General features: G+C 66.3%; 29 protein-coding genes, 2 tRNA genes and 1 other RNA gene. 12 read left to right on the top strand and 20 right to left on the bottom strand.

The genetic code is table 11. The features are described from left to right. Nucleotides 1-34: 34 nt before the first annotated feature. Both JHC99_RS06365 and JHC99_RS06360 read left to right on the top strand, forming a co-directional pair. Complete coding sequence (locus JHC99_RS06365; RefSeq protein WP_292152621.1) at nucleotides 35-793, top strand: Coq4 family protein; 759 nt, start codon at nucleotides 35-37, stop codon at nucleotides 791-793. A 101-nt stretch (nucleotides 794-894) separates the two neighbouring features. Continuing rightward, the gene (locus JHC99_RS06360) at nucleotides 895-1803 is read left to right on the top strand and encodes an EamA family transporter (protein ID WP_292152619.1); all 909 of its coding nucleotides are present in this window, start codon (nucleotides 895-897) and stop codon (nucleotides 1801-1803) included. 3 nt (nucleotides 1804-1806) lie between these two features. On the opposite strand, the gene JHC99_RS06355 is transcribed toward JHC99_RS06360, so the two are convergent. Further along, the gene (locus JHC99_RS06355; protein ID WP_292152617.1) at nucleotides 1807-1950 is read right to left on the bottom strand and encodes a hypothetical protein; all 144 of its coding nucleotides are present in this window, start codon (nucleotides 1948-1950) and stop codon (nucleotides 1807-1809) included. A gap of 29 nt (nucleotides 1951-1979) precedes the next feature. Further along, nucleotides 1980-2156: a DUF4169 family protein gene (locus tag JHC99_RS06350; protein ID WP_292152615.1), complete on the bottom strand. Its 177-nt coding sequence runs from the start codon at nucleotides 2154-2156 to the stop codon at nucleotides 1980-1982. A 74-nt stretch (nucleotides 2157-2230) separates the two neighbouring features. Between JHC99_RS06350 and JHC99_RS06345 the strand changes: the two genes are divergently transcribed. Then, the gene (locus JHC99_RS06345) at nucleotides 2231-2467 is read left to right on the top strand and encodes a DUF2171 domain-containing protein (protein WP_292152613.1); all 237 of its coding nucleotides are present in this window, start codon (nucleotides 2231-2233) and stop codon (nucleotides 2465-2467) included. Nucleotides 2468-2520: 53 nt separating this feature from the next. On the opposite strand, the gene JHC99_RS06340 is transcribed toward JHC99_RS06345, so the two are convergent. From JHC99_RS06340 to JHC99_RS06325, 4 genes are all read right to left on the bottom strand, one after another. Continuing rightward, nucleotides 2521-3285, bottom strand: a complete 765-nt coding sequence (locus JHC99_RS06340) for a C13 family peptidase (protein WP_292152612.1) — start codon at nucleotides 3283-3285, stop codon at nucleotides 2521-2523. Between the two features lie 70 nt (nucleotides 3286-3355). Beyond that, entirely contained in the window at nucleotides 3356-3844 is a 489-nt protein-coding gene (locus JHC99_RS06335; RefSeq protein WP_292152611.1) for a ClpXP protease specificity-enhancing factor SspB, read from the bottom strand. A gap of 71 nt (nucleotides 3845-3915) precedes the next feature. After that, nucleotides 3916-4278: a transfer-messenger RNA gene (gene ssrA / locus JHC99_RS06330) on the bottom strand. Between the two features lie 8 nt (nucleotides 4279-4286). After that, nucleotides 4287-4463, bottom strand: a complete 177-nt coding sequence (locus JHC99_RS06325) for a hypothetical protein (RefSeq protein ID WP_292152610.1) — start codon at nucleotides 4461-4463, stop codon at nucleotides 4287-4289. Nucleotides 4464-4577: 114 nt separating this feature from the next. Here JHC99_RS06325 and JHC99_RS06320 point away from each other — a divergent pair, with 114 nt between their 5' ends. Both JHC99_RS06320 and JHC99_RS06315 read left to right on the top strand, forming a co-directional pair. Next, nucleotides 4578-5315 carry an SDR family NAD(P)-dependent oxidoreductase gene (locus tag JHC99_RS06320; RefSeq protein ID WP_292152609.1) on the top strand — a complete coding sequence of 246 codons (738 nt, stop codon included), beginning with the start codon at nucleotides 4578-4580 and terminating at the stop codon, nucleotides 5313-5315. 5 nt (nucleotides 5316-5320) lie between these two features. Continuing rightward, nucleotides 5321-5947: a 2-hydroxychromene-2-carboxylate isomerase gene (locus tag JHC99_RS06315; protein WP_292152608.1), complete on the top strand. Its 627-nt coding sequence runs from the start codon at nucleotides 5321-5323 to the stop codon at nucleotides 5945-5947. On the opposite strand, the gene miaA is transcribed toward JHC99_RS06315, so the two are convergent. Next, on the bottom strand, nucleotides 5913-6782 hold the full coding sequence (miaA, locus tag JHC99_RS06310; protein WP_292152607.1) for a tRNA (adenosine(37)-N6)-dimethylallyltransferase MiaA: 870 nt from the start codon (nucleotides 6780-6782) through the stop codon (nucleotides 5913-5915). The genes JHC99_RS06315 and miaA overlap by 35 nt on opposite strands. Nucleotides 6783-6850: 68 nt before the next feature. Between miaA and JHC99_RS06305 the strand changes: the two genes are divergently transcribed. The 3 genes from JHC99_RS06305 (at nucleotide 6851) to JHC99_RS06295 (ending at nucleotide 9954) form a co-directional block, all read left to right on the top strand. After that, nucleotides 6851-7936, top strand: coding sequence for an Mrp/NBP35 family ATP-binding protein (locus JHC99_RS06305; RefSeq protein ID WP_292152606.1), 1086 nt, complete (start codon nucleotides 6851-6853; stop codon nucleotides 7934-7936). A 79-nt stretch (nucleotides 7937-8015) separates the two neighbouring features. Next, nucleotides 8016-9113, top strand: coding sequence for an NADH:flavin oxidoreductase (locus tag JHC99_RS06300; RefSeq protein WP_292152605.1), 1098 nt, complete (start codon nucleotides 8016-8018; stop codon nucleotides 9111-9113). A gap of 94 nt (nucleotides 9114-9207) precedes the next feature. Continuing rightward, nucleotides 9208-9954 (top strand): sterol desaturase family protein, encoded by a 747-nt coding sequence (locus tag JHC99_RS06295; RefSeq protein WP_292152604.1) that lies wholly within the window; start codon nucleotides 9208-9210, stop codon nucleotides 9952-9954. Nucleotides 9955-9975: 21 nt separating this feature from the next. Here JHC99_RS06295 and JHC99_RS06290 read toward each other — a convergent pair whose 3' ends face one another. The 6 genes from JHC99_RS06290 to JHC99_RS06265 form a co-directional block, all read right to left on the bottom strand. Continuing rightward, entirely contained in the window at nucleotides 9976-10299 is a 324-nt protein-coding gene (locus JHC99_RS06290; RefSeq protein WP_292152603.1) for a YbjQ family protein, read from the bottom strand. 2 nt (nucleotides 10300-10301) lie between these two features. Then, the gene (locus tag JHC99_RS06285) at nucleotides 10302-10829 is read right to left on the bottom strand and encodes a dihydrofolate reductase (RefSeq protein ID WP_292152602.1); all 528 of its coding nucleotides are present in this window, start codon (nucleotides 10827-10829) and stop codon (nucleotides 10302-10304) included. 50 nt (nucleotides 10830-10879) lie between these two features. Continuing rightward, entirely contained in the window at nucleotides 10880-11548 is a 669-nt protein-coding gene (locus JHC99_RS06280; protein WP_292152601.1) for an aquaporin, read from the bottom strand. A gap of 79 nt (nucleotides 11549-11627) precedes the next feature. Then, complete coding sequence (locus tag JHC99_RS06275; RefSeq protein ID WP_292152600.1) at nucleotides 11628-11948, bottom strand: phosphoribosyl-ATP pyrophosphohydrolase; 321 nt, start codon at nucleotides 11946-11948, stop codon at nucleotides 11628-11630. Nucleotides 11949-11958: 10 nt separating this feature from the next. After that, nucleotides 11959-12810, bottom strand: coding sequence for a thymidylate synthase (locus JHC99_RS06270; protein ID WP_292152599.1), 852 nt, complete (start codon nucleotides 12808-12810; stop codon nucleotides 11959-11961). A gap of 100 nt (nucleotides 12811-12910) precedes the next feature. After that, nucleotides 12911-13453 (bottom strand): DUF924 family protein, encoded by a 543-nt coding sequence (locus JHC99_RS06265; protein ID WP_292152598.1) that lies wholly within the window; start codon nucleotides 13451-13453, stop codon nucleotides 12911-12913. Here JHC99_RS06265 and ilvC point away from each other — a divergent pair. Further along, nucleotides 13452-14471 (top strand): ketol-acid reductoisomerase, encoded by a 1020-nt coding sequence (gene ilvC / locus JHC99_RS06260; RefSeq protein WP_292152597.1) that lies wholly within the window; start codon nucleotides 13452-13454, stop codon nucleotides 14469-14471. The genes JHC99_RS06265 and ilvC overlap by 2 nt on opposite strands. A gap of 16 nt (nucleotides 14472-14487) precedes the next feature. Here ilvC and JHC99_RS06255 read toward each other — a convergent pair. Further along, a tRNA-Gln gene (locus JHC99_RS06255) sits at nucleotides 14488-14561 on the bottom strand. A gap of 190 nt (nucleotides 14562-14751) precedes the next feature. Between JHC99_RS06255 and JHC99_RS06250 the strand changes: the two genes are divergently transcribed. Beyond that, nucleotides 14752-14828 (top strand) — tRNA-Pro (locus JHC99_RS06250). A 59-nt stretch (nucleotides 14829-14887) separates the two neighbouring features. Here the strand turns inward: JHC99_RS06250 and JHC99_RS06245 are convergent. Next, entirely contained in the window at nucleotides 14888-15490 is a 603-nt protein-coding gene (locus JHC99_RS06245; RefSeq protein ID WP_292152596.1) for an ATP-binding protein, read from the bottom strand. A gap of 151 nt (nucleotides 15491-15641) precedes the next feature. Here JHC99_RS06245 and JHC99_RS06240 point away from each other — a divergent pair, with 151 nt between their 5' ends. Next, nucleotides 15642-16097 carry a response regulator gene (locus JHC99_RS06240; RefSeq protein ID WP_292152595.1) on the top strand — a complete coding sequence of 152 codons (456 nt, stop codon included), beginning with the start codon at nucleotides 15642-15644 and terminating at the stop codon, nucleotides 16095-16097. 6 nt (nucleotides 16098-16103) lie between these two features. On the opposite strand, the gene JHC99_RS06235 is transcribed toward JHC99_RS06240, so the two are convergent. From JHC99_RS06235 to JHC99_RS06215, 5 genes are all read right to left on the bottom strand, one after another. Then, the gene (locus JHC99_RS06235) at nucleotides 16104-16832 is read right to left on the bottom strand and encodes an exopolysaccharide biosynthesis protein (protein ID WP_292152594.1); all 729 of its coding nucleotides are present in this window, start codon (nucleotides 16830-16832) and stop codon (nucleotides 16104-16106) included. A 165-nt stretch (nucleotides 16833-16997) separates the two neighbouring features. Next, nucleotides 16998-18581 carry a lysozyme gene (locus JHC99_RS06230; RefSeq protein ID WP_292152593.1) on the bottom strand — a complete coding sequence of 528 codons (1584 nt, stop codon included), beginning with the start codon at nucleotides 18579-18581 and terminating at the stop codon, nucleotides 16998-17000. A 135-nt stretch (nucleotides 18582-18716) separates the two neighbouring features. Beyond that, the gene (gene mgtE / locus JHC99_RS06225; RefSeq protein ID WP_292152592.1) at nucleotides 18717-20126 is read right to left on the bottom strand and encodes a magnesium transporter; all 1410 of its coding nucleotides are present in this window, start codon (nucleotides 20124-20126) and stop codon (nucleotides 18717-18719) included. Nucleotides 20127-20754: 628 nt separating this feature from the next. Next, nucleotides 20755-21324: an STM3941 family protein gene (locus JHC99_RS06220; RefSeq protein ID WP_292152591.1), complete on the bottom strand. Its 570-nt coding sequence runs from the start codon at nucleotides 21322-21324 to the stop codon at nucleotides 20755-20757. 78 nt (nucleotides 21325-21402) lie between these two features. After that, nucleotides 21403-21732, bottom strand: a complete 330-nt coding sequence (locus JHC99_RS06215) for a hypothetical protein (protein WP_292152590.1) — start codon at nucleotides 21730-21732, stop codon at nucleotides 21403-21405. Nucleotides 21733-21863: 131 nt separating this feature from the next. On the opposite strand from JHC99_RS06215, the gene JHC99_RS06210 reads away from it, so the two are divergent. Continuing rightward, nucleotides 21864-22436 (top strand): hypothetical protein, encoded by a 573-nt coding sequence (locus JHC99_RS06210; protein ID WP_292152589.1) that lies wholly within the window; start codon nucleotides 21864-21866, stop codon nucleotides 22434-22436. Nucleotides 22437-22606 lie beyond the last annotated feature (170 nt).

The raw sequence follows: 22606 nt of genomic DNA, 5'->3' as shown, positions 1-22606 counted from the left end.
TGTATGATGTGTTTGATCCCACGGGGACGATCTCATGACCACTGTCGAATTCTCGGATGATTTCGGTCGGGTGCGGCCACAGAAGCTGCGCCCGCTCAAGGCCCTGGCCGCGTTTCGCCGCCTGATCCGCGACAAGGAGGACACCGCCCAGGTGTTCGAGATCATGCGTGCCCTCAGCGGTCGCTCGATCGCCCGGGGCTATGGCCGGATGCTGTCTTCGATCGAAGGCGGTCGCCAGGCCTTCCTGCGCGACGAGCTGGCGCTGAAACTCGACGATCCGACCTGGCTGTCGACCTTCGCGTCCGGCACGGTCGGCGCCGCCTATCGTGAGTTCCGCGAGGCGAGGGGATTCACCGCCGACGGCCTGGCCGAGGTCGAGCGCGAGGTCATTCCCTTCACCGACGCGCCGCATCCGCACCTTTGGTACTCGCGCCGGCTGCGCGATGTGCATGACATCTGGCACGTGCTGACGGGCTACGGCACCGATGCGTTGGGCGAGGCCTGTGTGGTCTCCTTTTCCTACGGCCAGACGCAAAATCTCGGCTTCGGATTCATAGGCTGGGGTGCCGCACGCGAAATCCACCGCGAGAACGCCTCCATCCCCGCCCGCAAGGCGGTGCTTCAGGCCTGGCGGCACGGCCGTGCCGCGCGCTGGCTTCCGGCCCTGGACTACGAGGCCCTGTTCGCCGAACCGCTTGCGACTGCGCGGTCCCGCCTCGGCCTGCGCCCCGCAAGCGTCTATGCCGCCGTGCCACAGGAAACCTTGCTGGGCCTCAGGCTGCGTGCCGCCTGAGCTGACATAAGCCGTGCTGATGTCGGCCCGCCGACATTGACGGTTGCATCACCGGCTCGCGCCGTTCATCGGCTGGGTCCAGCCGTCCCGAGACCTCCCCCGTGTCCCTGATCTTCAAGCCCTCTCCCATGGCCGTCGCCGTGGCCAGCGTCGTCGTCTGCGCCCTGATCTGGGGCACGACCTGGTATGCGATCACCTTCCAACTTGGCGTCGTCGATCCGATCGCCTCGATCGTCTGGCGCTTCGGCCTGGCCTCGATCGTCCTGTTCGCAATGGCCAAGGCCACCGGCCAGTCGATCCGCCTGTCGCGGTTCCAGCACCTGTGCGCGGCGGCCCAGGGCATCCTGGCCTTCGGGGCCAGCTATGCCCTGGTCTATGAGGCCGAGGGCCGCGTCGCCTCGGCCATCGTCGCCGTCGCCTTCGCCAGCATGGCCCTGATGAACCTCATCATGTTCCGCGTCGTCGAGCGCCAGACCGCCGCACGGACCGTCTGGATCGGTGCCGGCCTTGGTGCGCTCGGCGTCGTGGTGATTTCGGGCGGCGAACTTCTCGGGGCCGACCTCGGCACCTCCGGCATGATCGGCATCGTCCTGGCTCTGGGGGCCTCGGTCGCCTCCACGGCCGGCAACTATTTCGCCTGGAAGGGGCAGGGGGCGGGGATGAACGTCCTGCCGGGCACGGCCTGGGCCATGGCCTACGGGGTCGCGGGACTTGCCGTCGTCGGACTACTGACCGGTGTGCAGTGGACCATCGACCTCAGCCCCGCCTATGTCGGCTCGCTGCTGTACCTGTCGATCTTCGGCTCGGTCGTGGCGTTCGGTCTGTACCTGAACCTCGGCCGGTCGCACGGCTATACATTGGCCAGCTACATCGGTGCCCTGACCCCCGTCATCGCCACGGTCATCTCGCTGGTGTTCGAGGGCGCGCGGTTTCAGTGGACGGCGCTGGCCGGTCTTATCCTCGTCATCGCGGGTCAGGTGCTGGTCATCCGCGCGCCAAAGGTGTCCTGAGCCTCAGCCGAACCAGCCGCGCTTCTTCTTCGGCGGCGTGACGGGCGCGACGGCCTCGCCCTTCGCGACCCCGTCCTTGGCGACCCGGCGCGCCTGCTCGGCCCTGGCCCGGCGAAAGGCGAGCAGGGCGATCAGCCCCAGGTTCATCTTCTGATTTCGAGACCAGCCGCCCACCCTCAGTCCTCTCGCTTGGCGCCGTCGAGCAGCCGTGCCTCCCGATCGCGTTCCTTGTCCGCCGCCTCGCGCTGGGACTTGGTCCGGCCGTGTGCGGCCCGGTTGGCCACGGCGACGGCCTTGTCCGCGGCCTTTTCGCGCGCCTTCCTGGCCCGGTTCAGATTGACGATCTCGCCCATTGTTCAAGCTCCGCCGTGAACCCCGATCCCGCCACCGCGTTGAAAGTTCACGCCATCAGGACAGGAGACACCCCATGGTAGACGCCTCGCTCATCAAGGAACACCTCGAAGTCGTCGGCTCCGACGGCGGCCACGTCGGTCGCGTCGATCACGTTCACGGCGACACCATCGAACTGGCCAAGCTCGACTTCGCCGGCGGTTTCAAACACCACATGATCCCCGTCAGCTGGGTCGATCACGTCGACGAACACGTCCATCTGAACATCACCCAGGAAGACGCCAAGGCCCGCTGGACGGAAAAGCCGCATTGATCGCGGTCAGGCCCTGACGACCAAAGGCCCCGCCAACCCGGCGGGGTCTTTTGTTATCCCGGCGAATGCTCGAACCGCACCGTCGGCAGCAGGAACTGCATGTTCGCCCCGATCGAGACCTGGGGCTCGGAGCCGGGCGAAAGCCCTTCCGCCTCCTCGCGCCGCTTGACGCATCCCCGCGCCGCATTGGCCAGGGCGATGAAGTCCGACGCCGTCATCAGCCCCTCGATCACGCAGCCGTCGAAATAGGGATAGGTCGCGTCCTCGCTGCACCCGAACGAGGCCCGGTCCCGCCGCGCCGCCGTCATCACCATCCGGTTTGGCCCGGCCAGGGCGTCCACGAAGATGCCGGAAAAGCAGGCCGACACAACCACCACCGTCGGCCGCACCTGACACATCTGTCGCACCAGTGTCGCCATCGCCGTCGGGTTCAGCGTCCGGTCTGGGCCGAACACCATCCCCTCCGGGCCGCCGTGCGAGGTGAAATACAGCAGGCATCCGCCCGTCGCCCCGGCCGCGACCTGTACCATGCCCTGGGTCGCCTGCGCCGCCGTCACCGGCTCTAGAACATCCGGTCTCAGGGTCGCGTCATAGAGCCGGTCGCGCTGGAAACCCGCCGCCAGCAGTCCGGCCGTCAGGTCGCGTCGCGCATTGTCGAAGGCCTGGATCGGCTCGCCGCCACTGGTCCGCCAGTCCGCCGCGATCACCGCACCGGACCAGTCCGACAATCGGCTCTGCGCGAGGGCAGGGGCACCTGTCGCCATCACGACGACGAAGGCCAGCAAGGCCGTCCACGCTCGCCAGATCGATCTCGTCACCAACCGCCCCCGCGCCATTGCGCGGGCCAGCTTATCCGGATCGGCGCATCGGAAAAGACCGTCGCGACCTCTATTTCTTGCGGAACTGGTCCAGCGACACGACCTTGGGGCCATCATCGTCGCCTGACGGCCGGGGCTCGGTCGGCTTGGGAGCCTCGGCCAGGGTCACGACCGGCTCGGCCGGCATTTCGGGCGGCTCGAACTGCAGCAGGAACTTGACGCTGGGATCATAGAACCGCGTGACCGCCGTATAGGGCACGGTCAGCACCTTGGGCATGCCGCCAAACTTCAGCATGACCGAGAACAGGTCCGGCTCGACCGCCAGGTCCCAGTACTGGTGTTGCAGGACGATGGTCATCTCGTCAGGGTATTTGGCGATGACGTCGGGCGGCACGCTGACGCCCTTCGCCCGGGTCTTGAAGGTGATGTAGAAATGGTGCTCGCCCGGGATGCCGCTCGGGCTCTGCGCCCGCTCCAGCGCCAGACGGATCACGCCGCGCAGCGCATCCTGCGCCAGGGCATCATAGTTCATCTCGTCGACCGGGGTCTGTTCCGCCATCTGATCCTCAAGGTCTGCGAGCGTGACTGATAGCGGCGCAGCGCCGCGCACGGAAGACAGGTTGTCGGATAAGTGCCGGAGATTCTGTTGGCAGGCTCTCCGGCGGCCCCGCCTGAGGATCTGAACCCTCAGGACTTAAGATTCGAAATCAACCGAACCGCATTACGCGGCGAGGCGGACTTCTCCAGCGAAGTTATCGTTCGCAGTTAGAAAATGGCCCGATACGGTGGGCCAGGACGAGCGAAAGCAGTCTTCTTTACACGTCCGTCGATGCTAGTCGGCCCCGCATCTCCCCCGAAAACGAGGAGCGATTGGTGGAGCCGCCGGGAATCGCACCCGGGTCCGGTCCGCTTATTATAAGCGCGTTTATCGCCATATCCGGAGCAAGCCCCGGCAAATTCAATATAGGCGCATCGGTCCCAGGTTCCAAGGGGTGCCGCGATCAGCCCCCGCCGGTCCGCCCCGTCGCCTTGCCCGTGCCTTCGCAGACGGGGCAGGTCTCGCCGTCCGGCAAGGTGCCCACACCCTCGCATTCGGGACACAGGGTGGCGTCGTGGCTCAGGGCCGAGGCCGGATCGTCGGGCGTCAGGCCGTGATCGTCGATGTCGTGTTCGTTCATGTGAACAGAACGAGCGTGGTCACAGACGGTTCAATCCCTTCGTTCACTGCCGTCGGTTGACTCAGTTCGTTTTGGCAACGTACTCTCAATTCCAATGACAGGGAGAAGCCCGCGATGCCGGAACGTCCAGAAGTCTGCCTCGTCGTCGGGGCCGGTGACGGCCTCGGCGGGGCGCTGGCCCGGGCGTTCGCCGCCGAGGGTCTGACGGTCTGCGTCACCCGCCGCGCCAAAAGCCTGGAGGCCCTCAACGCCCTGGTCGCCACGATCGAATCCACCGGCGGCCGTGCCGTCGCTCACGGCGTCGACGCCCGATCCGAGGACGAGATGATCGCCTTGTTCGAGACGGTCGAGCGTGATGTCGGTCCGATCGGCGTCGTCATATTCAACATCGGCGCGAACGTCTATTTCCCCATCCGCGAGACCACCGCGCGGGTCTTTCACAAGGTCTGGGAGATGGCCTGTTTCGCGGGCTTCCTGACCGGTCGCGAGGCGGCGAAGGTGATGGTCCCGCGGGGCAGGGGCACGATCCTGTTCACCGGCGCCTCGGCCAGCCTGCGCGGTCGCGAGGGATTCTCCGCCTTCGCGTCGGCGAAAGCCGGCCTGCGTGCCGTGGCTCAGAGCATGGCACGAGAACTCGGGCCCCAGGGCATCCATGTCGCCCACGTCGTGATCGACGGACCTGTGGACGGGGTCTTCATGCGGTCCCTGCGTGACGACGTCGATCAGATGCTGGAGGCCGACGCCATCCTCAAGCCCGCCGACATCGCTGCCAGCTTCGTGGCCCTGCACCGCCAGCCGCGCTCGGCCTGGAGCCACGAACTGGACCTCCGCCCCTGGACCGAGACCTGGTGAGCCCCATGACCTCAAGCATCGAACTGATCTTCGATTTCGCCAGCCCCAACGGCTATCTGGCCTGGCAGGGGTTGACCCCGATCGCCGCACGTACCGGTGCCCGGATCGAACTGGTCCCGGCCCTGCTGGGCGGCGTCTTCAAGGCCACGAACAACCAGGCCCCCTTCGTGGCCTTCGGCGGCGTGACCGGCAAACTGGCCTATGAGATGCTGGAAATCCGCCGCTTCGTCCGCGACCAGGGTCTCGATCGTTTCCGGTTCAATCCGCATTTCCCCGTCAACAGTCTGCTGGTGATGCGCGCGTGGATCGCCGCCCGACGCGATGGCCGGGGCGATGCCTTTGCCGAGGCGGTGTCGCGTGCCCTGTGGGAAGAGGGTCTGTTGATGAGCGATCCGGCTGTGGTCGCCGGAGTGCTGACCTCAGCCGGTCTCGATGCGGAAGCCCTGATCGCAGCCGCAGGTCAGGCCGACGTCAAGGCCGAACTCGCAGACCTGACCGCGGCCGCCGTCGCGCGCGGTGTGTTCGGCGTTCCTACGATCTTCGTCGGCGACGAGATGTTCTTCGGCAAGGAACGGCTGGCCCAGATCGAGGCCGAACTCATACGCGCGGCCAGTCCGGCGTCTGGTTCCTGAACCAGGTCAACTGCCGCTTGGCGTAGTTCCGCGTCGCCTGGCGCGCGGCAGTCATGGCCTGATTGAGCGTCGTCTCGCCCCTCAGATGTCCGCCGAACTCCCGCACCCCGACCGCCTTCATCGCGGGCAGGGCGGGGTCCAGCCCACGTGCCGTCAGCGCCCGAACCTCGTCAAGCGCGCCCTGTTCGACCATGTCCCCGACCCGCGCGTCGCACCGGGCATAGAGGTCCACCCGATCCGGCTCGACAACCAGCGGATGATAGGTCTCGCGCGCCAGCAGCGGATGGGTTGACGCCTGCCAGTCCGACAGCGACCGCGTCGTCGCCCGTCCCACGGCCCAGGCCCGCGTCAACCGTTGCCGATCCCCCGGCGCGATCGCGGCCTCGGCGGGCGGATCCAGCGCCGTAAGCCTCAGCCGGAACGCCGCCTCGCCCTCGGTGTCGTAAAGCGCCATCGCCTCCTCGCGGGCGGCGGGCGGCACCTCGGGAATATCGGCCAGCCCCTTGGTCAGGGCCGTGAAATACAGCCCCGTCCCGCCCACGATCAGCGCCGGCCGCCTGTCTGTTTTCAGCTCGGCCAGGATCTCCAGCACCGCTCGCGACCACCGTCCGACCGACCAGGCGTCGGCCGCGTCCGCCACGCCGTACAATCGATGCTCCACCGCCGCCTCATCCTCGACCGAGGGCCGGGCGCTCAGCACCCTCAGATCGGCGTAAAGCTGCTGGCTGTCGGCGTTGATGATGACCGCATCCGTGCGGGCGGCCATGTCGAGCGCCAGCCGCGACTTGCCCGAGGCGGTCGGGCCGGCGATCAATGTGATCTGGCGATCGGGCAAATGCGTACTCGCAGGCGGTCTGTGCGGGCGATAGAAGTCCCGGACCCCGCCTGCAAGCCTGAGTACGCATGACCCATCTCGCCCCCCTGACCAAAGAGGCCGTTGTCGCCGTCCTCGACGCCATTCTCGATCCGAAGTCCGGCCAGGGTCTGGTCGCCTCAGGCGTGGCTCAGGGCCTGACCGTCGCCGCCGACCGCGCCGGTTTCGTGATCGAGGTCGCGCCCTCTGACACCGCTCTCTACGCCCCCGTCCGCGACGCCGCTGAGGCCGCGCTCAGGGCCATGCCCGGCATGGTCAAGGTCTCGGTCATCCTGACCGCCGAGGCCGCGCCAGCCGCGCCGCCCCGACGCGGCGCAAGCCTGTCGCCCGCCGCCGTCGAACAGGGCCGGCCAAGGGCTCCGGTCGCCACCGACCGCCCCGCCCATGTCGGCCGCGTCATCGCCGTGGCCAGCGGCAAGGGCGGCGTCGGCAAGTCCACCGTCGCGGTCAACCTGGCCTGCGCCCTGGCCGCGCAGGGCTTCCGCGTCGGCATCCTCGACGCCGACGTCCATGGTCCATCCATCCCGACCATGCTCGGTCTGTCGGGAAAACCCGATTACGTCGACGGCATGATCCAGCCGCACGAAGCTTTCGGACTGAAGGCTATGTCGGTCGGTTTCCTGACCAAGGCGGACGACGCCATGATCTGGCGCGGCCCCATGGCCTCCCAGGCCTTGACCCAGATGCTGACCCAGACCCGCTGGGGCACGGCCGGGGCGCCGCTGGACATTCTGGTCGTCGACATGCCGCCCGGCACGGGCGACATCCAGCTGACCCTGATCCAGAAGACCCCGCTGGACGGCGTCGTCATCGTCTCCAGCCCGCAAGAGGTCGCCCTCGCCGATGCCCGCCGCGCCCACACCATGTTCGCCAAGGTCGGGGTCCCGACGCTGGGCCTGATCGAGAACATGTCCGGCGACGTCTTCGGTCGTGGCGGTGTCGAGGCCGAGGGTGTCAGGCTCGGCATCCCCTACCTCGGCGACCTGCCTCTGGAGGCTTCCGTGCGCGAAGGCGGGGACGCGGGAAGGCCGGTGGCGGTCGTGGAACCGGACGGGGAGGCGGCCTTGAGGTTCGCCCGGATAGCCATGGCCGTGGCGAGATCCTTGGGGCTCTGAACAATTCGTCACGAGAAGGGTTTTCAAACGCAACGACCGTAGCCACCTTGGCGGTCCCAGATCACTGCAAGGCTTGCCCATGTCACTCGACGCCCTGTTCCGCCCCTTCACCGTCAAGTCCCTGACCTTGCCCAACCGCATCGTCATGGCCCCGATGACGCGGTCCTTCTCGCCGAACGGAGTGCCGACCGAGGACGTCGCGGCCTACTATCGTCGGCGGGCCGAGGGCGGGGTCGGACTGATCGTGACCGAGGGCACGGTGGTCGAGCGTCCTGCCGCCCGCAACGATGTCCAGATACCCTTCTTCCACGGTGCGGCCCTGCCCGAATGGAAGAAGGTGGTGGCGGAGGTCCACGCCGCCGGCGGAAAGATCGCACCCCAGATCTGGCACGTCGGCTCGGCCCGAGGCCAGGCCCCGGACTGGGCCCCCGAGGGTCAGGTCGACAGTCCGTCGGGCATGACCGCCCCCGGCAAGTTCAAGTACGAGCCGATGACCGAGGAAGACATCGCCGACACCATCTCCGCGTTCGGCAAGTCGGCGCGGGCCGCGAAGGAGCTGGGCTTCGACGCCGTCGAGATCCATGGGGCCCACGGCTATCTGATCGACCAGTTCTTCTGGAACGGGCTGAACGGGCGTGACGACGCCTGGGGCGGATCGACCATCGCCGACCGCAACCGCTTCGGCGTCGAGGTGGTCAAGGCCGTACGAGAGGGCGTCGGCGAGGACATGGCCCTGATCCTGCGCCTGTCGCAATGGAAACAGCAGGACTACGACGCCCGCATCGCCGGCACGCCGGACGAGATGGGCGAATGGCTCAATCCCCTGTCCGAGGCCGGGGTCGATGTCTTCCACTGTTCGCAGCGCCGCTTCTGGGAGCCGGAGTTCGAGGGCTCCGAGCTGAACTTCGCCGGCTGGGCCAAGCAAATCACCGGCAAGCCGACCATCACCGTCGGCTCGGTCGGCCTGGACGGCGAGTTCCTGGCGGCCTTTGCGGGCCAGGGATCCAAGCCCGCCTCCCTCGACGGTCTGCTGGAGCGGCTGGAGCGGGACGAGTTCGACCTCGTCGCCGTCGGTCGCGCCCTGCTGGCCGATCCGCAGTGGGTCGAAAAGGTCCGCGACAGCCGCCACGAAGACCTCAAGGACTTCACGCGTGAGGCCTTGGGCGTGCTTTACTAGGCGTCGCGTTAAAGGTGGTAAGTGGCTGGTGGTTGATGATTGAAGCCGATCGACAGCCACTAATCACGAGCCCCTAGCCACCGATCACCGCCTCATGCTCGTTGCCGTTCTCATCACCACCGCCTGGCTCAGCCTCATCATCGGGGCGCGCTATCTGCTGGTCGCCGGCGGGGTCTGGTGGCTGCTGTGGGGTCGGGCGAACGATCTCGGCCGCCGCCTCAACCGGGATCGGCCGTCGCGCAGGCTGATGCTGCACGAGGTCCGCTACTCGCTGCTGTCCACGCCGATCTACGCCTTGCCTGCCGCCATTGCCCTGGAGGCCTGGAAGGTGGGCGGTACGAAACTGTATCTCGATCCCGGCGCGTATCCGCTGTGGTGGTTGCCGCTCAGCTTCGTCCTGCTGCTGATCGTTCAGGACACCCACTACTACTGGACGCACCGGCTGCTGCATCACCGTAGCCTGTTCCCCTGGGCCCATGCAGCCCATCATCGGGCCCGCGACCCCAGCCCCTTCGCCAGCTTCGCCTTCGACCCGGCGGAAGCGGTCCTGACCGCCTGGCTGCTCCCGGTTCTGGCATTCGTGGTCCCGCTGAACATCTGGATGCTGGCGGTACTGCTGACCGTGATGACGGCCAGCGCGGTCATGAACCACTGCGGCTGGGAGCTGTGGCCCGACCGTTGGGTGCGATCAGGCCCGGGCAGCCAGTTCATCACCGCCACCCACCACAGCCGCCATCACACCCACATGAAGACCAACTTCGGCCTGTTCTTCCGCCTCTGGGATCGCCTGTGCGCGACCGATGCCATGCCCCCTGAACGGGATCAGCCCGGCCTCAAGTAGCGCGACTGCGCGGTAGGCCGACTAAGTTGCCGGCTCGACGACGACTGCCGTGCCATAGGCCAGCACCTCGGTGATCCCGGGCATGATCTCGTTGGCGTCGTAGCGCATGGCCAGGATCGCGTTGGCGCCCTCGGCCTCGGCGTGCCGGATCAGTTCGGAGAAGGCTTCCTGCCGCGCCATCTCGGCCAGCTTCACATAGGCGCCGACCCGGCCGCCCAGCATGGACTGCAGGCCGCCGACCATGTCGCTGAGCGCGTTTCGCGACCGCACGGTGATGCCGCGCACCACCCCGATGTGGCGCACGATCCGGTAGCCGCCGATGTCATTGGTCGTCGAAGTCAGCATGGTCAGATCCTTTCGAGAACGCGGAAAGTGAAGCCGTGGTCGTCTTTTTCACCCGCATCATGCCGCTCGTTCTCGGTCTCTTCAAACCGGCTTTCATCAAAGGCCGGGAACCACGCGTCGCCCTCGGGTGAGGCGTCCACCTCGGTGATGTACAGCCGTTTTGCCTTGGGCAGGACCGCCTCGAACACCTTGGTCCCGCCGATCACGCAGACCTCGTGCACATCGTCGTCGACGGCGGTCTCGCGCGCGATGTCGATGGCCTCGTCCAGGCTGGAACAGACGACGGCCCCCTTGGCCTTGCCGCTTTCCTGATAGCTGAGGTCGCGCGTCAGCACGAGATTGAGCCGGCCGGGCAGGGGCTTGAGCGGCAGGCTTTCCCAGGTCGATCGCCCCATGATGCAGGGCTTGCCCAGGGTGACGGCCTTGAACCGTTGCAGGTCGGACCGCAGCCGCCACGGCAGGTCGCCGTCCGCGCCGATCACGCCGTTCCTCCCACGCGCGACGACCAGGGCGATGGCGGGGACGATCATGGGGCAACTCCGGTAGACTGGCGCAGCGTCACCCGCTGCGCCCCTCCTGCTTAGGCGTCCGGGTCCAGCACTTTCAAGCGGAACAGCAAACCGCCGATCGCCGCGCCGACCAGCGGTGCCACGATGAACAGCCACAACTGGCCGATCGCCGTCCCGCCCGCCAGCACGGCCGGGCCGAAGCTGCGCGCCGGATTGACCGAGACGCCGGTCACCTGGATGCCGACGATGTGGATGACAGCCAGGGTGATGCCGATGGCCACGCCCGCGAACGGCCCGTGCGCCTTCTCGCCCGTGACGCCCAGGATCACGACGACGAAGATCGCCGTCATGACGACCTCGAAGATCAGCGCCGCGTGCATCCCGTATTCGCCCAGATAGCCCGGACCCCAGCCGTTCTGACCCAGGTTGCTCATCCCCGTCTTGGCGATCAGCGACAGGACGAAGGCTCCGATCAGCGCGCCGATGAACTGGGCGACCCAGTAGACGATCATGTCCCTGGCCGACATTCGCCCGGCCATGAAGGCCGCGAAACTGACTGCCGGATTGACGTGGCATCCCGACACCGGCCCGATGCCGTAGGCCATGGCTACGATGGCGAACCCGAAAGCCAGCGACACCGCCAGCTGATCGAACGGCGCGGGCCCCAGCACCGCCGCCCCGCACCCGAACAACACCAGAACCATCGTCCCGACCAGCTCGGCCGAAAACTTCTTCACCATGACGCCCTCCCGAGGCATGTCGCCCGCGATCGTGCGGACTCGCTCGTCAGGATGCGCCCGATCTTATGGTCAAGCTAGATCAGGAAACGACGTTTTCCGGCTCCAGCCAGCGAAGCCACTTCCGCGCCATCGCGGCCTCCAGATCGATGCCGACCCGGTCGCAATAGATCAGCAGCATCCCCAGCACATCCGCCGCCTCATTGCCCAGCGCGTCGGCATCCGCCGCCCCCCGCGCACGTCCCGACATCCGCAGATGCTCTGCCGTCAGCTCGCCCAGTTCCTCCTGCAGCTTCAGCAGGGCCCAGTCGCCGGAGCCCGCCTTGTCGCGATCGATGCCGTGCTCGGCCGCATAGATGTCGGAGATGCGGGCGACGTCCGCTGTAAGCGATTTCAGATGCATCGTTGTCGCTTCAGACCGCGACCGCGGCCTTGATGTGCGGCCACGGCGCGTAGTCGCTCAGCACGAAATCGGCGGCCTCGAAGGCGAACAGGTCGGGCCTCGCCGCGATTGTCATGGTCGGCAGGGGCAAGGGTTCGCGGGTCAGTTGCAGCTTCGCCTGGTCGATGTGGTTCAGATACAGATGGGCGTCGCCGAGGGTGTGGACGAACTCGCCGGGCTTCAGCCCCGTGACCTGCGCCATCATCATCGTCAGCAGGGCATAGGATGCGATGTTGAACGGCACGCCCAGGAAGACGTCGGCCGATCGCTGGTACAGCTGGCAGCTCAGCTTGCCGTCGGCGACGAAGAACTGGAACAGGCAGTGGCAGGGCGGCAGGGCCATGTCTTCAATGTCGGCGGGATTCCACGCCGAGACGATGTGGCGACGGCCGTTCGGATTGGTCTTCAGCCCTTCGATCAGCCGGGCGATCTGGTCGATGCTCTCGCCGTTCGGGGCCGCCCACGACCGCCACTGCTTGCCGTAGACGGGGCCCAGCTCGCCGGCCTCGTCGGCCCATTCGTCCCAGATCGAACAGCCGTTGTCCTTCAGCCATCCGATATTCGTCTCGCCGCGCAGGAACCACAGCAGCTCGACGATGATCGACTTCAGGTGCAGCTTCTTGGTGGTCAGAAGGGGAAAGCCCTTCGACAGATCGAACCGCATCTGCCGCCCGAACACCCCCAGGGTCCCGGTCCCGGTCCGGTCGCCGCGTTCGATCCCGTTGTCGAGGATGTCGCGCAACAGGTTCAGATACTGCCATTCCGGGTGATCAGCCGGGGAGGCTTCAATCAAGAGGTCGGCAGGGGCGAAGGCGACAGTCATGAGCGCAGGATGCCCGTGATTCGGCGACTTGGCACGCGACCGATTCGGTTGCCCACAGCAACCGTCCGGGCCTTGCTTCTGCGAAGGCGTCGGTGTGCGATCACCCCCCGAAACCGCCCCCATCCAGAAACGCCTGCTCCTCCGCTGTCGTCTCCCGCCCGAGGGCGCGGTTCCGGTGCGGGAAGCGGCCAAACCGGACGATGATGTCGCGGTGCATATGAGCGAACTTCAGCACCTCGGGCATGTCAACGGACAGGGCCACGGCGGTGTCCTGATCGGCCAGGTCTTCGGAATGCTCGAATGGGGTCACGAAGAACTGTCGCACGTCCGGATCGAAGGTCTGCGGCCAGCCGCGATCCCAGGCCTGTCGGGCGAACATCAGGCCCAGACCGTCCGTGGCGAACTGGTGCGCCGTGCCGCGAAAGCTGTTCCGGGGATACTGATCCAGCAGGATCATCAGGGCCAGGGCCCCCTCAGCCGTCTCTATCCAGTCGTCCAGCTCGCGCCGCGCGGCGGCCCAGTGCAGGGCCCGGCCGGCGTCGCGGAACTCCCGGTCGAACGCCTCGTCCTTGGCGTACCACTTTCTCGGGCCAGCCTCTTTCCAGAAGGCGACGACGGAGGAAGGCGTTATGAGGACGGTCATGACCGAGACTCTACCCAATCCGCTGCCCGTCTTCCATGACCGCGACTGCGACCTGTCGATCATCCGGGGAAGGCGTGTCGCCGTCATCGGATACGGCAGCCAGGGTCGGACCCACGCCCTGAACCTGCGGGATTCCGGCGTCACCGACATCGTCGTCGGCCTGAAGCCGGGCTCGGCGACCCGGGCGAAAGCGCAGGCCGACGGGTTTCCCGTCATGACGGCGGGTGAGGCGGCGGCCGGGGCCGACGTCGTCGCCGTCATGGTCTCCGACGAGGCCCACCGCGACCTGTATCGCGACGAGCTGGAGCCGAACCTGAGGCCCGGCGCAGCCCTGATCTTTGCCCACGGCCTGTCGGTTCGGTTCGGTCTGGTCACGCCGCGCGCCGACCTCGACGTCATCCTGGATTCGCCAAAGGGCATCGGCCCGCGCATCCGCGACCTGTACGAGGCCGGGGAGGGGGTCTTCTGCCTGTTCGGCGTGCATCAGGATGCGAGCGGCGGGGCCCATGCGCTCGGCCTGTCCTATGCGGCGGCGCTGGGGTGCGGGAGGAAGGGCATTCTGGAGACCACCTTCGCCGCCGAATGCGAAAGCGACCTGTTCGGCGAACAGGTCGTGCTGTGCGGGGGGGTGGGCGAACTGATCGACGCGGCCTTCATGAAGCTGGTCCACGCCGGCTATCCGCCCGAGGTCGCCTGGTTCGAGTGCTTCTATGAGGTCAAGCTGGTCACCGACCTGATGTACGAGCGCGGCATCGCCGGGGCCTTCACCAAGATCTCCAACACCGCCGAATACGGGGCCTATCTGACGGGCCCGCGCATCATCGGCGAACCGTCACGCGCCGCCATGGACGAGGTGCTTTCGGAAGTCCGTTCGGGTGCCTTCGTTCAGCGGCTCATGACCGACTATGACGCGGGCTCGCCCGAGCTTCTGGCGCGGCGGCGGGCTCTGGGCGAAAGGACGATCGAGGCGGTCGGCGCACACCTGGCCAGTGTGGCCTCGGCAGCGGACGACGCCTGACTGTCAGGAAGGCGGATGGCTGGGGAACAAGGACTCGAACCTTGAATGACGGTACCAAAAACCGGAGTGTTACCATTACACCATTCCCCAGCAGGTCCGGCGTCCCGCGGGCCTCGGCTCGCGGGAGGCGGTCGAATACGCCAAGGGGGCGGGGGATGCAACAGCACTTTTTGCCTTGCGCTACTTGCCTTCGGCCTGCTTGAGCGCGGGACATTTTTCGCCTCGGGGCGAAGTCTGCTTGCGAGGGTCAAACCCCGTCGCTATAAGCCGCGCCTCAAGTCGGAGTGTGGCTCAGTCTGGTAGAGCACTGCGTTCGGGACGCAGGGGTCGGAGGTTCGAATCCTCTCACTCCGACCATTTTCCTAAAGCGACGTCGTCGGGGCTGCCAGAGCCCGGGTCGCAGTTTCCACGGATCGTCAGTGGCGTTGCTGGGGCCCCAGCGGCAGCCGGATGCGGACGCCGACCCCGGCCTCGGGTGCCGTCTCGACCGTCATCACCCCGCCCAGATGCTGGACCAGGCCCATGACCAGCGCGAGCCCGTCGCCATGGACCATCTCCACCACCCCGACGCCCGAATCCCGCACGACCAGGCTGACGCCGTCGGCCGACTGGGAACAGGCCACGGCGATCGAACCCCGCCGGCTGTCGGGAAAGGCGTGACGCACGGCGTTGGAGATCAGTTCATGGGCGATGATCGCCATGGGCAGGGCGTGGCTTTCCGGGACCGCGGCCGAGGCGGCGCGCACGTCGATGCGGATCGCGTCTGCGGTGCCGGTACGCCTCCAGAAATCGACGGCGTCTTCCAGATAGCCGGAAAAATCGATCGGCCCGGCCTCGGTGATTCTGCGGTTGAGCAGGGTCAGGGCGGCGGTCACGTCGCTGAGCCAGGTCAGATGACGGCGGCTCTCGGGATCCTCGACGCTGCGCAAGCGAATCCCGACCAGGGCCTGGAGCAATTGATAGCCGCCCAGCATTCTTCGCTGGAGTTCGGCGATACGAGTTTCCGCTTCTGCGGCCATGCACCTCTCCAGGAGTTCGGGAAATCGGCGCATTTCATAGCGTGGCGAGAACCAAATCGCCAAGCGCGCGTTTCAAGTGTTCGGTAACCGACAGAGTAATGTTAACCGGCTTTCGGGGCTGTATGCCGGGGTTTCTGGACTGGGGCGAATATTGGCTGGTACAGCCGACCTGCGGGTCATGATCGTTGAAGACCAGGCCATCCTCGCGATGGAGCTGGAGATGGTGCTCACCGACGCCGGATGCGATGTCGTGGGATGCGCCATGGATCGTGCCGGGGCCTTTGCCGTCGCCGACCGCGAGCGGCCGGATTTGGCTCTGGTCGATGTCAATCTGCTGGACGGGCTGACCGGCCCCCAGATCGCCAAGCGGCTGGTCGAGGAATACGGATCCGCCGTGGTCTTCCTGACCGCCAACCCCGAACAGATCCCGGAGGGTTTCGCCGGGGCCCTGGGCGCCGTGTCCAAGCCGTTCGATGAACAGACGATCCAGGGTGTCGTCGCCTTCGCCCGGCAGTTCATCCGCCTGAAGACCGTCGGGGCACCGCCGCGCAGGTTCCGGCTCGCTCCGTGGCTGACGACGCCGCCTGCGGACGTCGCTCCGCACTGAATAGGCCTAGTTGAACAGCCCCACGGCCCAACCGGCCAGACGGTGAACGATCTCAGACACCGTCGCCCACACCAGAAAAAGATAGCCGGCGCTGAGCACGGTCCCGGCCACGCCCATCAGCACCGCGACCCCGTCCTTCTGCATCACCCCCAGGGCGAAGAAGACGATCGCCAGACCGGGCAGGGCGTCCCCCAGCGGCACCGGCAGGGCCATCATCATCGCCAGCAGGACGCAGGCGGTCCCCATCAGCACCTCGGCGACCGGCCCGTTCAACAGCGGCAGGCGCGGCCGGGTCAGGTTCTCGGCTGATCTCAGGGCGCGGATCACCGTCATCCCGCGCGGGTGCCTGCGGACCAGTCGCCGCACCCAGCGTGCAAAGTGATAGCGCGCCTGTGTGTCGCCCAGACCGATCCGGAACTCGCGTGTCAGAACCCATCGCCTCAGCCAGGCGGGGGCCGCGAAGGGGGTGGTCAGCAGCTTGATATAGGCCGCGCGGCTCACCGAGGCCTTGAGCAGCCAGCGCGGCAACCAGACCTCGTTGCGCTGAAAGGCCAGTTCCAGCGCCAGCAGGATGATCGGGGCCGCGAACACCGCCTTGCCCCCGGGGGGCCACGGCAGCAGCGCCATCAGCGCCAGGACCAGGATCAGGGCACCGATCCCCCGGTCGCCGAAGGCCTCGACCACCTCGTCCAGCGTCAGCGACGGGTTATCGCCGGCGCCGAGGTCTTCGAGCACCTGGGAAAAGGTTCGGGAGGTGGAAGGGGCGCGAGGCGAAGGCATACGACGGTCAGGAGCGGGACCCAACCGGCCCGTGCCGTCATTTAGGATCGGCGGCGTCCGCGCGCCACCCGTCCAATCGTGATCGGTGCGGGAAATTGCAAAAGGATCGCAAGCGTGGCTTCAGTCGTCGGCCCGGCCCAGGCGGCGATACAGATTATAGGCGGACACCCCGACGCAGGCTGCGCCGATGACGGCCAGAACCCAGGCGATGATGGTGATGTCGCTCGAGCCCGAATCCGCCTGTGACGCCTTGCGGAACGCCGCCATCGACATGCCGAAGGACAGCAGGCCGAAGGCGCCCATGACCAGGTAAAGGCCGGTCTCGCGCCACTCGAGCTTCAGGGGCGCATCGCCGATCATCTCGTGCCGGATCATCTGGTGCGCGCCGAGCCGCAAGGCACCGTCGTCCTCGAACAGCGGGGTGTCGCTCGATGTCGGTTCGTCGTGCGGCCAGACGAGGCGCGGCGTCGTCACCATCGCACTCTCGTCGAGCGGAGTCAGGACCAGCAGGTCTTCCGACGGCTGAGGCGCGGCGGCCGCGATCGAGGGCTGGAAGGTCGGAATCTCGATGGGCGCGGGCTCTGCGGCCCCATCGGTGTCGGCCAGTTCGGTTTCGCCCGGGGCCGGTTCGATCGGAACGGGTTTGATCAGCTCAAGGCCCGGCACGGGGGCGGTGAGACCGGGCAGGGGGCCGACGATGTCGCCGGCATAGGCCGAATAGCGCTGGCTTCCCGGAACGGTCCCGGTCGGCGACAGGCTGGTAGGCGAGACTTCGGTCTCGGTGTCGGCCCCGGCCAGGAAATCGTCGGAGGCCTGGGCCGTCGGATCGAACACGCTGGGATGATGCGGCTCGGCCAGATCGATCGCGATGAGCCCGGTTTCCAGGGGCGAGGCGTCGTCGGTGACGTCATCGGGCGGTCCCTCACCGGCGTCCAGCGTCGGGGTCGGATCGGCAGCAATTTCGTCGCCGACGATGGCGGTCGGCGTTTCGAGCACGGCAGCTGAAACGTCGACTTCGCCGGGCGAGGTCTCGACACCACCCGGACGATCGTCGGTTGCGGACAGATCGAGCGGTGCCGCCTCCGAAGGTCCGGTCTCGATTTCAGGCCCGGGCGACGCTGGTGCCGGGATCGGGTCTTCCGCTGTGGACACCGTATCGGGGCCGGTCTCGGTACCGGCCCCGGGGGTGGCCTCCGAGGCGTTGATCTGGGGCACGCTGACGAGCGGTGGCGGCAGCGGCGCTGACAGCAGTTCGGCCAGGGCGACCGGCCGGTCCGGGTCGGCGACGAAGAGCGCGCGTTCGGCGGCGCGGCGACGCATCCCCGCATCGGCCGGCGACGGGTCGGCCCAGCCGATGATGGCGTCGGCGGCCTCGCCCTGGGCTCCGTCGGTCAGGCGCGACAGCACGTCCGAGCCCTGGAACCGGTCCAGGCCGATCGAATGGACGAAGCTGGCCAGGGCGTCGAACTGGTGCTGGTTCAGCGAGGCGGGAACGCCGTTCAGGGCGGCGGCGACGGGCAGCAGATCGTATTGCAACAGCAGCTCGGCATCGCCTTCCGACACCACCCCACCTTCACGCGCCGACAGGGTATGGCCGTATCCGATGACCCAGCGGCCGTCGTCGCGGCGCACGGCGTGAGGCCGGAAGCCCTCGAAACTCTTGATCAGGATGATCCCCTCGCGGGAAATCTTCAGTCGCTGCATGACGGGTTCGGACACTGGATTGACCCAAATCGAGACGGACGCGCTCGCCCGGGGAGGGAACCAGCAAGGGCCGCGCCGCCACTATGCGCAGGCACCGATGTTCGCAAACCGAATTCCATCGGCGGCCGGCCGACCTCAGATCAGGACGATCGTCGCCAGCCCCAGGAAGATCAGGAATCCGAAGAAGTCCGTCGTCGCCGTGACGAACACCGCCGACGACACGGCGGGGTCGAACTTGAGCTTGGACAAGGTGATCGGCGTCAGCACCCCGACGGTGGCGGCGACGATCAGGTTCAGCACCATGGCCGCCCCGATGACCAGGCCGATCTTCCAGTTCTCGTCCCGGAACCAGATCGCCGTCGCCACCCCGATCAGAGGGGCCAGGATCAGGCCGTTGGCAACGCCGACCACCAGCTCGCGCATGAATGTCCGGGGGGCGTTGGAGCTGTTCAGTTCGCGTGTGGCCAGGGCGCGGACCGTCACGGTCAGGGCCTGGGTACCCGCATTGCCGCCGATGGCCGAGACGATCGGCATCAGGATGGCCAGGGCGACGATCTGCTGGATGGTGCCCTCGAACCAGCCGATGACGCTGGCCCCGATCACGGCGGTGAACAGGTTGATCGCCAGCCATGGCACCCGACCGCGCACGATCTCGGTGACCGACGAGCCCCGGTCCTCGTCGCGCACCCCGGCCAGTCGCAGGATGTCCTCGCGGTTCTCTTCCTGGATGATGTTGACGATGTCATCGACGGTGATCTGGCCGACCAGCCGCCCGGCGGAATCGATGACCGGCGCCGAGATCAGGTGGTATTTCTCGAAGATATAGGCGACCTCCTCCTGGTCCTGATCGACGGCGATGTCGTTGATCGGCTCCATGATCTCGGTCAGGGCGACGCTGCGCGCGCTGCGCAGCAGGCGGCTGATGGGCAGGCCCCCGACCGGCCGGTTCAGCGGATCGACCACATAGATGTCGAAGAACAGCTCGGGCAGGTCGTCGCCCTGGCGCCGGATATGGTCGATGGTGTCGCCGACGTTCCAGAAGGCGGGCGCGGCCATCACCTCGCGCTGCATCAGGCGACCGGCCGAGTCCTCCGCATAGCCCAGCGAGTTCTCGATCGCGGCCCGGTCGCCGGCCGGCATGGCCGACAGGACCTTCTCGCGCTGGTCGTCCTCCAGATCCTCGACGACGGCGGCGGCGTCGTCGGAATCCAGTTCCTGAAGCGCCTCGGCCAGGGTGGCGTTGGGAACGCGTTCCAGCACCTCCTCGCGGATGTTGTCGTCCAGCTCCGGCAGGGTCTCGGCCAGCAGCTCGGGCGGCAGCCACAGCACAACCACGGCCCGGTGCTCGGCCGTCAGGAAGCCCATCAGGTCGGCGACGTCGGCGGGGTGCAGGTCCTCCAGCAGCGACCGCAGCCGCATGCCCTGGCCGTCGTCGGCGGCGTCGACGACCTTTTCGACGAAGGCGGCCGTCAGGACATAGTCCTCGTCCAGCGCCTCGTGGTCCTCGATGATGACGTCAGGGTCGAGAGTGGTCTGGTCGCTCACGCGGGGGCCTCCCTCTCTCGGTGGTCTCAGCCTTGGTGGAAGCCGGTATCTATCCCTGATTCGTCGATCGATGGTGCGGTCGAAACGCACGCCATCGGCGTCGCCTAGTTGCTCATGTCACCCCAAAGGTCAAGCGCCGCAAGGCTTTGGGTGGTCCAGTCCGGCGCAGGCCGATGCCGCGCGTCCTCTTTCGGTCTGACAGGTGGACTGGGTCATGCGCCCGAAGGTGTTGACGCGGGCGGCGGCGAGGAAGGCCGTGACCTGTGACCCCACCATGCTGGACGCCATCAAGGTGGTCGGACGGCTGCTCTCGACGGCCGAAGTTGCATAACTCGACCGCCCGATCCCTTGCCGCACAAGGGATCGCACCGGATTCGAGGCCCTCGAACGCGCCCAGGGTCCAGACGGTGTCAGGATCGTCTCGCACCGGTCTTTGACATCGCCATATCGCCCACATGGCAAAAACTGTCCGGACTCCTCGGACTCTTCGGACTCTGTTTTTCAGTCCGGACTCTTCGGACTCTTCGGACTCTGTTTTTGAGTCTAGACTCTCCGCCGGACGTCAGATCGAACGGACGAAGCCGCCGGTCAGGAGCGGGTGGGCGCGCTCGCCTCCCAAGCGGACGCCTCAAACGTCTGCTATGGGGGGATAGCGAACGTCCGGATCAGCGTTCGCTGAACCGACCAAGGCTGTTCTGGAGTGGAACTGCTCAAGAGCGAGGACCGCCTCTGCAAACGTGCGGTCAGTTCCGGTGAGCGATATTGAGATGTCGCCACCCGTGAGACTGCGATTGGCGTCTGCAAGCATGGCCGCCAAACCACGTCCGGGGAACTGTGCTGGATCCCGAAGATGCAAAACGATCACATTCTGTCCCCTGGAAGCCCAGGTGGTGATATCGACTATCTCTTCCCAGGGAATGGTCTGGTCCGACCAAGACTTCGAGCGAATGCCGTCGGCCCCAATCCGCAGCCGCTCCCGGCTGTCGAACAACCGTAAGCTCCAAAGGACACCACAAAGGCCGAAGAAAACGACTGAAGACCATCCGATCATCAGGATGAGGTCAGACCAGTAACGGTCTGATGCCGGAGGGGGGCCAAATGCACCGGTCATCCATAGTCCAAGACCCACGAAGCCCGCACAGCCGAGAATGAGCGGCACAATCTTCTTGCGGGACGGAACGGCTACAAAGTCATCCATGGGGCGACCTTCGACCAAGCAGCCAATGTCCGCAACGGGTCGAAAGCGGACTGGCGGTTATGGGTGGGAAGCAGAAGTTCAGTCGTCTCGATCAAGCCAGACGTCAAAGCCTAGCGCTGATACTTCTTTCGCCACGGTAGCCATCATTTCGGACAGGCGGCGAGCCGCAAGAGCCTTCCGATCTGCGGCAGGCAGGTCATAGGAGCCGTGATCACCATAGATGCTGAGATCAATCCGAGGTATTTCCCAACCTTCGGCGACTTCAAATGTTTCTACGATGTCGATCCATGCTCCGTGAGCGTTCAACTGATCGCTGAACGCGAGAAGGGCGGATGCGCCAATGCAGCGATGTCCACGGCCTGATGACGCAGCGAGAATGGCATCATCACCGTCTGAGGGAAGCAGCATCTCTCAATCCTACGCGTGGCACCGGATGACCGCTATTGGTCGGAATCGGTCAATGGCACCGCGCCTAATAGCGGAGGTGCTGGATCGTGGTCACGAGTGGGATTTGAGGTCTCGGTATGCAACCATAGACCATGCGTAAATTGGTTTTGCTCTTTGTTGCAATGCTGGTCCCGAGTTTGGCTTTAGCTCAGGTTCCGGTCAGCCCACCGCGCTACGGAATGGCTGCAAGCCACGAGCACTCGCCCGGCGGCAGCCTGCTGATAGCCTACTCTCGTGAAATCAACGGGCGATTGATCTCCGAAAGCTATCTCATGCAGCGCGCCGGTCCTGAGGCCGAGGCAGTGGTTTTCGTTCGCCGAGCACTCGATTCCTACGACGGGCAGGAATACATCCAGTGGGCCGACAGCAGGGCTTGCAAAGACCTCATCACGAGGCTTCGCAATGCCAATCTGCTAGAGATGCCGACCCTTGTTCTGCCGCTGGATGACGCCACGCGGGAGCGAGGCCGGGCGGTTGGCATTCATCCGCCCCCCGCTGCGGACGGAGGGGGACCATATGTGTTCTGGGGGCCAGCGGTTGGTACCGGCAAGGACTTTCAAATCTCAGCCTACGCCGGGCCTTGGCATGCGTGGGCAGATGAAATGGAACTGACGCTCGGGACATGTTGGCGAGATTATCAACCGTCGATGGACCTGATGCGTTGATCGTCTGCTGCTATCGCGGGCTCTGGTGCTGAGGTCCGCAACGGGTCGCAAGCCGTCATTGTCATGCCGCCCACCAGCCAACCTTCGGTGCCGTTACGTCAGGACGAGCCCTCTGCCCGACGCGGCATTTCAGACCATTCAGACCTTTCAGACCCTGCATTTTTCGTAGC

It is taken from the genome of Brevundimonas sp. (assembly GCF_016463485.1).
GTDB lineage: Bacteria > Pseudomonadota > Alphaproteobacteria > Caulobacterales > Caulobacteraceae > Brevundimonas.
The sequence above is the reverse complement of the archived record's forward strand: the minus strand, read 5'-3'. Positions and strand labels throughout refer to the sequence as shown.

Coding starts and splice junctions, on each gene's coding strand:
- JHC99_RS06365 (WP_292152621.1), top strand. CDS start 35: ATGACCACTGTCGAATTCTCGGATGATTTCGGTCGGGTGCGGCCACAG.
- JHC99_RS06355 (WP_292152617.1), bottom strand. CDS start 1,950: ATGAACCTGGGGCTGATCGCCCTGCTCGCCTTTCGCCGGGCCAGGGCC.
- JHC99_RS06350 (WP_292152615.1), bottom strand. CDS start 2,156: ATGGGCGAGATCGTCAATCTGAACCGGGCCAGGAAGGCGCGCGAAAAG.
- JHC99_RS06345 (WP_292152613.1), top strand. CDS start 2,231: ATGGTAGACGCCTCGCTCATCAAGGAACACCTCGAAGTCGTCGGCTCC.
- JHC99_RS06335 (WP_292152611.1), bottom strand. CDS start 3,844: ATGGCGGAACAGACCCCGGTCGACGAGATGAACTATGATGCCCTGGCG.
- JHC99_RS06325 (WP_292152610.1), bottom strand. CDS start 4,463: ATGAACGAACACGACATCGACGATCACGGCCTGACGCCCGACGATCCG.
- JHC99_RS06320 (WP_292152609.1), top strand. CDS start 4,578: ATGCCGGAACGTCCAGAAGTCTGCCTCGTCGTCGGGGCCGGTGACGGC.
- JHC99_RS06315 (WP_292152608.1), top strand. CDS start 5,321: ATGACCTCAAGCATCGAACTGATCTTCGATTTCGCCAGCCCCAACGGC.
- JHC99_RS06305 (WP_292152606.1), top strand. CDS start 6,851: ATGACCCATCTCGCCCCCCTGACCAAAGAGGCCGTTGTCGCCGTCCTC.
- JHC99_RS06300 (WP_292152605.1), top strand. CDS start 8,016: ATGTCACTCGACGCCCTGTTCCGCCCCTTCACCGTCAAGTCCCTGACC.
- JHC99_RS06295 (WP_292152604.1), top strand. CDS start 9,208: ATGCTCGTTGCCGTTCTCATCACCACCGCCTGGCTCAGCCTCATCATC.
- JHC99_RS06290 (WP_292152603.1), bottom strand. CDS start 10,299: ATGCTGACTTCGACGACCAATGACATCGGCGGCTACCGGATCGTGCGC.
- JHC99_RS06285 (WP_292152602.1), bottom strand. CDS start 10,829: ATGATCGTCCCCGCCATCGCCCTGGTCGTCGCGCGTGGGAGGAACGGC.
- JHC99_RS06280 (WP_292152601.1), bottom strand. CDS start 11,548: ATGGTGAAGAAGTTTTCGGCCGAGCTGGTCGGGACGATGGTTCTGGTG.
- JHC99_RS06275 (WP_292152600.1), bottom strand. CDS start 11,948: ATGCATCTGAAATCGCTTACAGCGGACGTCGCCCGCATCTCCGACATC.
- JHC99_RS06270 (WP_292152599.1), bottom strand. CDS start 12,810: ATGACTGTCGCCTTCGCCCCTGCCGACCTCTTGATTGAAGCCTCCCCG.
- ilvC (WP_292152597.1), top strand. CDS start 13,452: ATGACCGAGACTCTACCCAATCCGCTGCCCGTCTTCCATGACCGCGAC.
- JHC99_RS06265 (WP_292152598.1), bottom strand. CDS start 13,453: ATGACCGTCCTCATAACGCCTTCCTCCGTCGTCGCCTTCTGGAAAGAG.
- JHC99_RS06245 (WP_292152596.1), bottom strand. CDS start 15,490: ATGGCCGCAGAAGCGGAAACTCGTATCGCCGAACTCCAGCGAAGAATG.
- JHC99_RS06230 (WP_292152593.1), bottom strand. CDS start 18,581: ATGCAGCGACTGAAGATTTCCCGCGAGGGGATCATCCTGATCAAGAGT.
- JHC99_RS06220 (WP_292152591.1), bottom strand. CDS start 21,324: ATGGATGACTTTGTAGCCGTTCCGTCCCGCAAGAAGATTGTGCCGCTC.
- JHC99_RS06215 (WP_292152590.1), bottom strand. CDS start 21,732: ATGCTGCTTCCCTCAGACGGTGATGATGCCATTCTCGCTGCGTCATCA.
- JHC99_RS06210 (WP_292152589.1), top strand. CDS start 21,864: ATGCGTAAATTGGTTTTGCTCTTTGTTGCAATGCTGGTCCCGAGTTTG.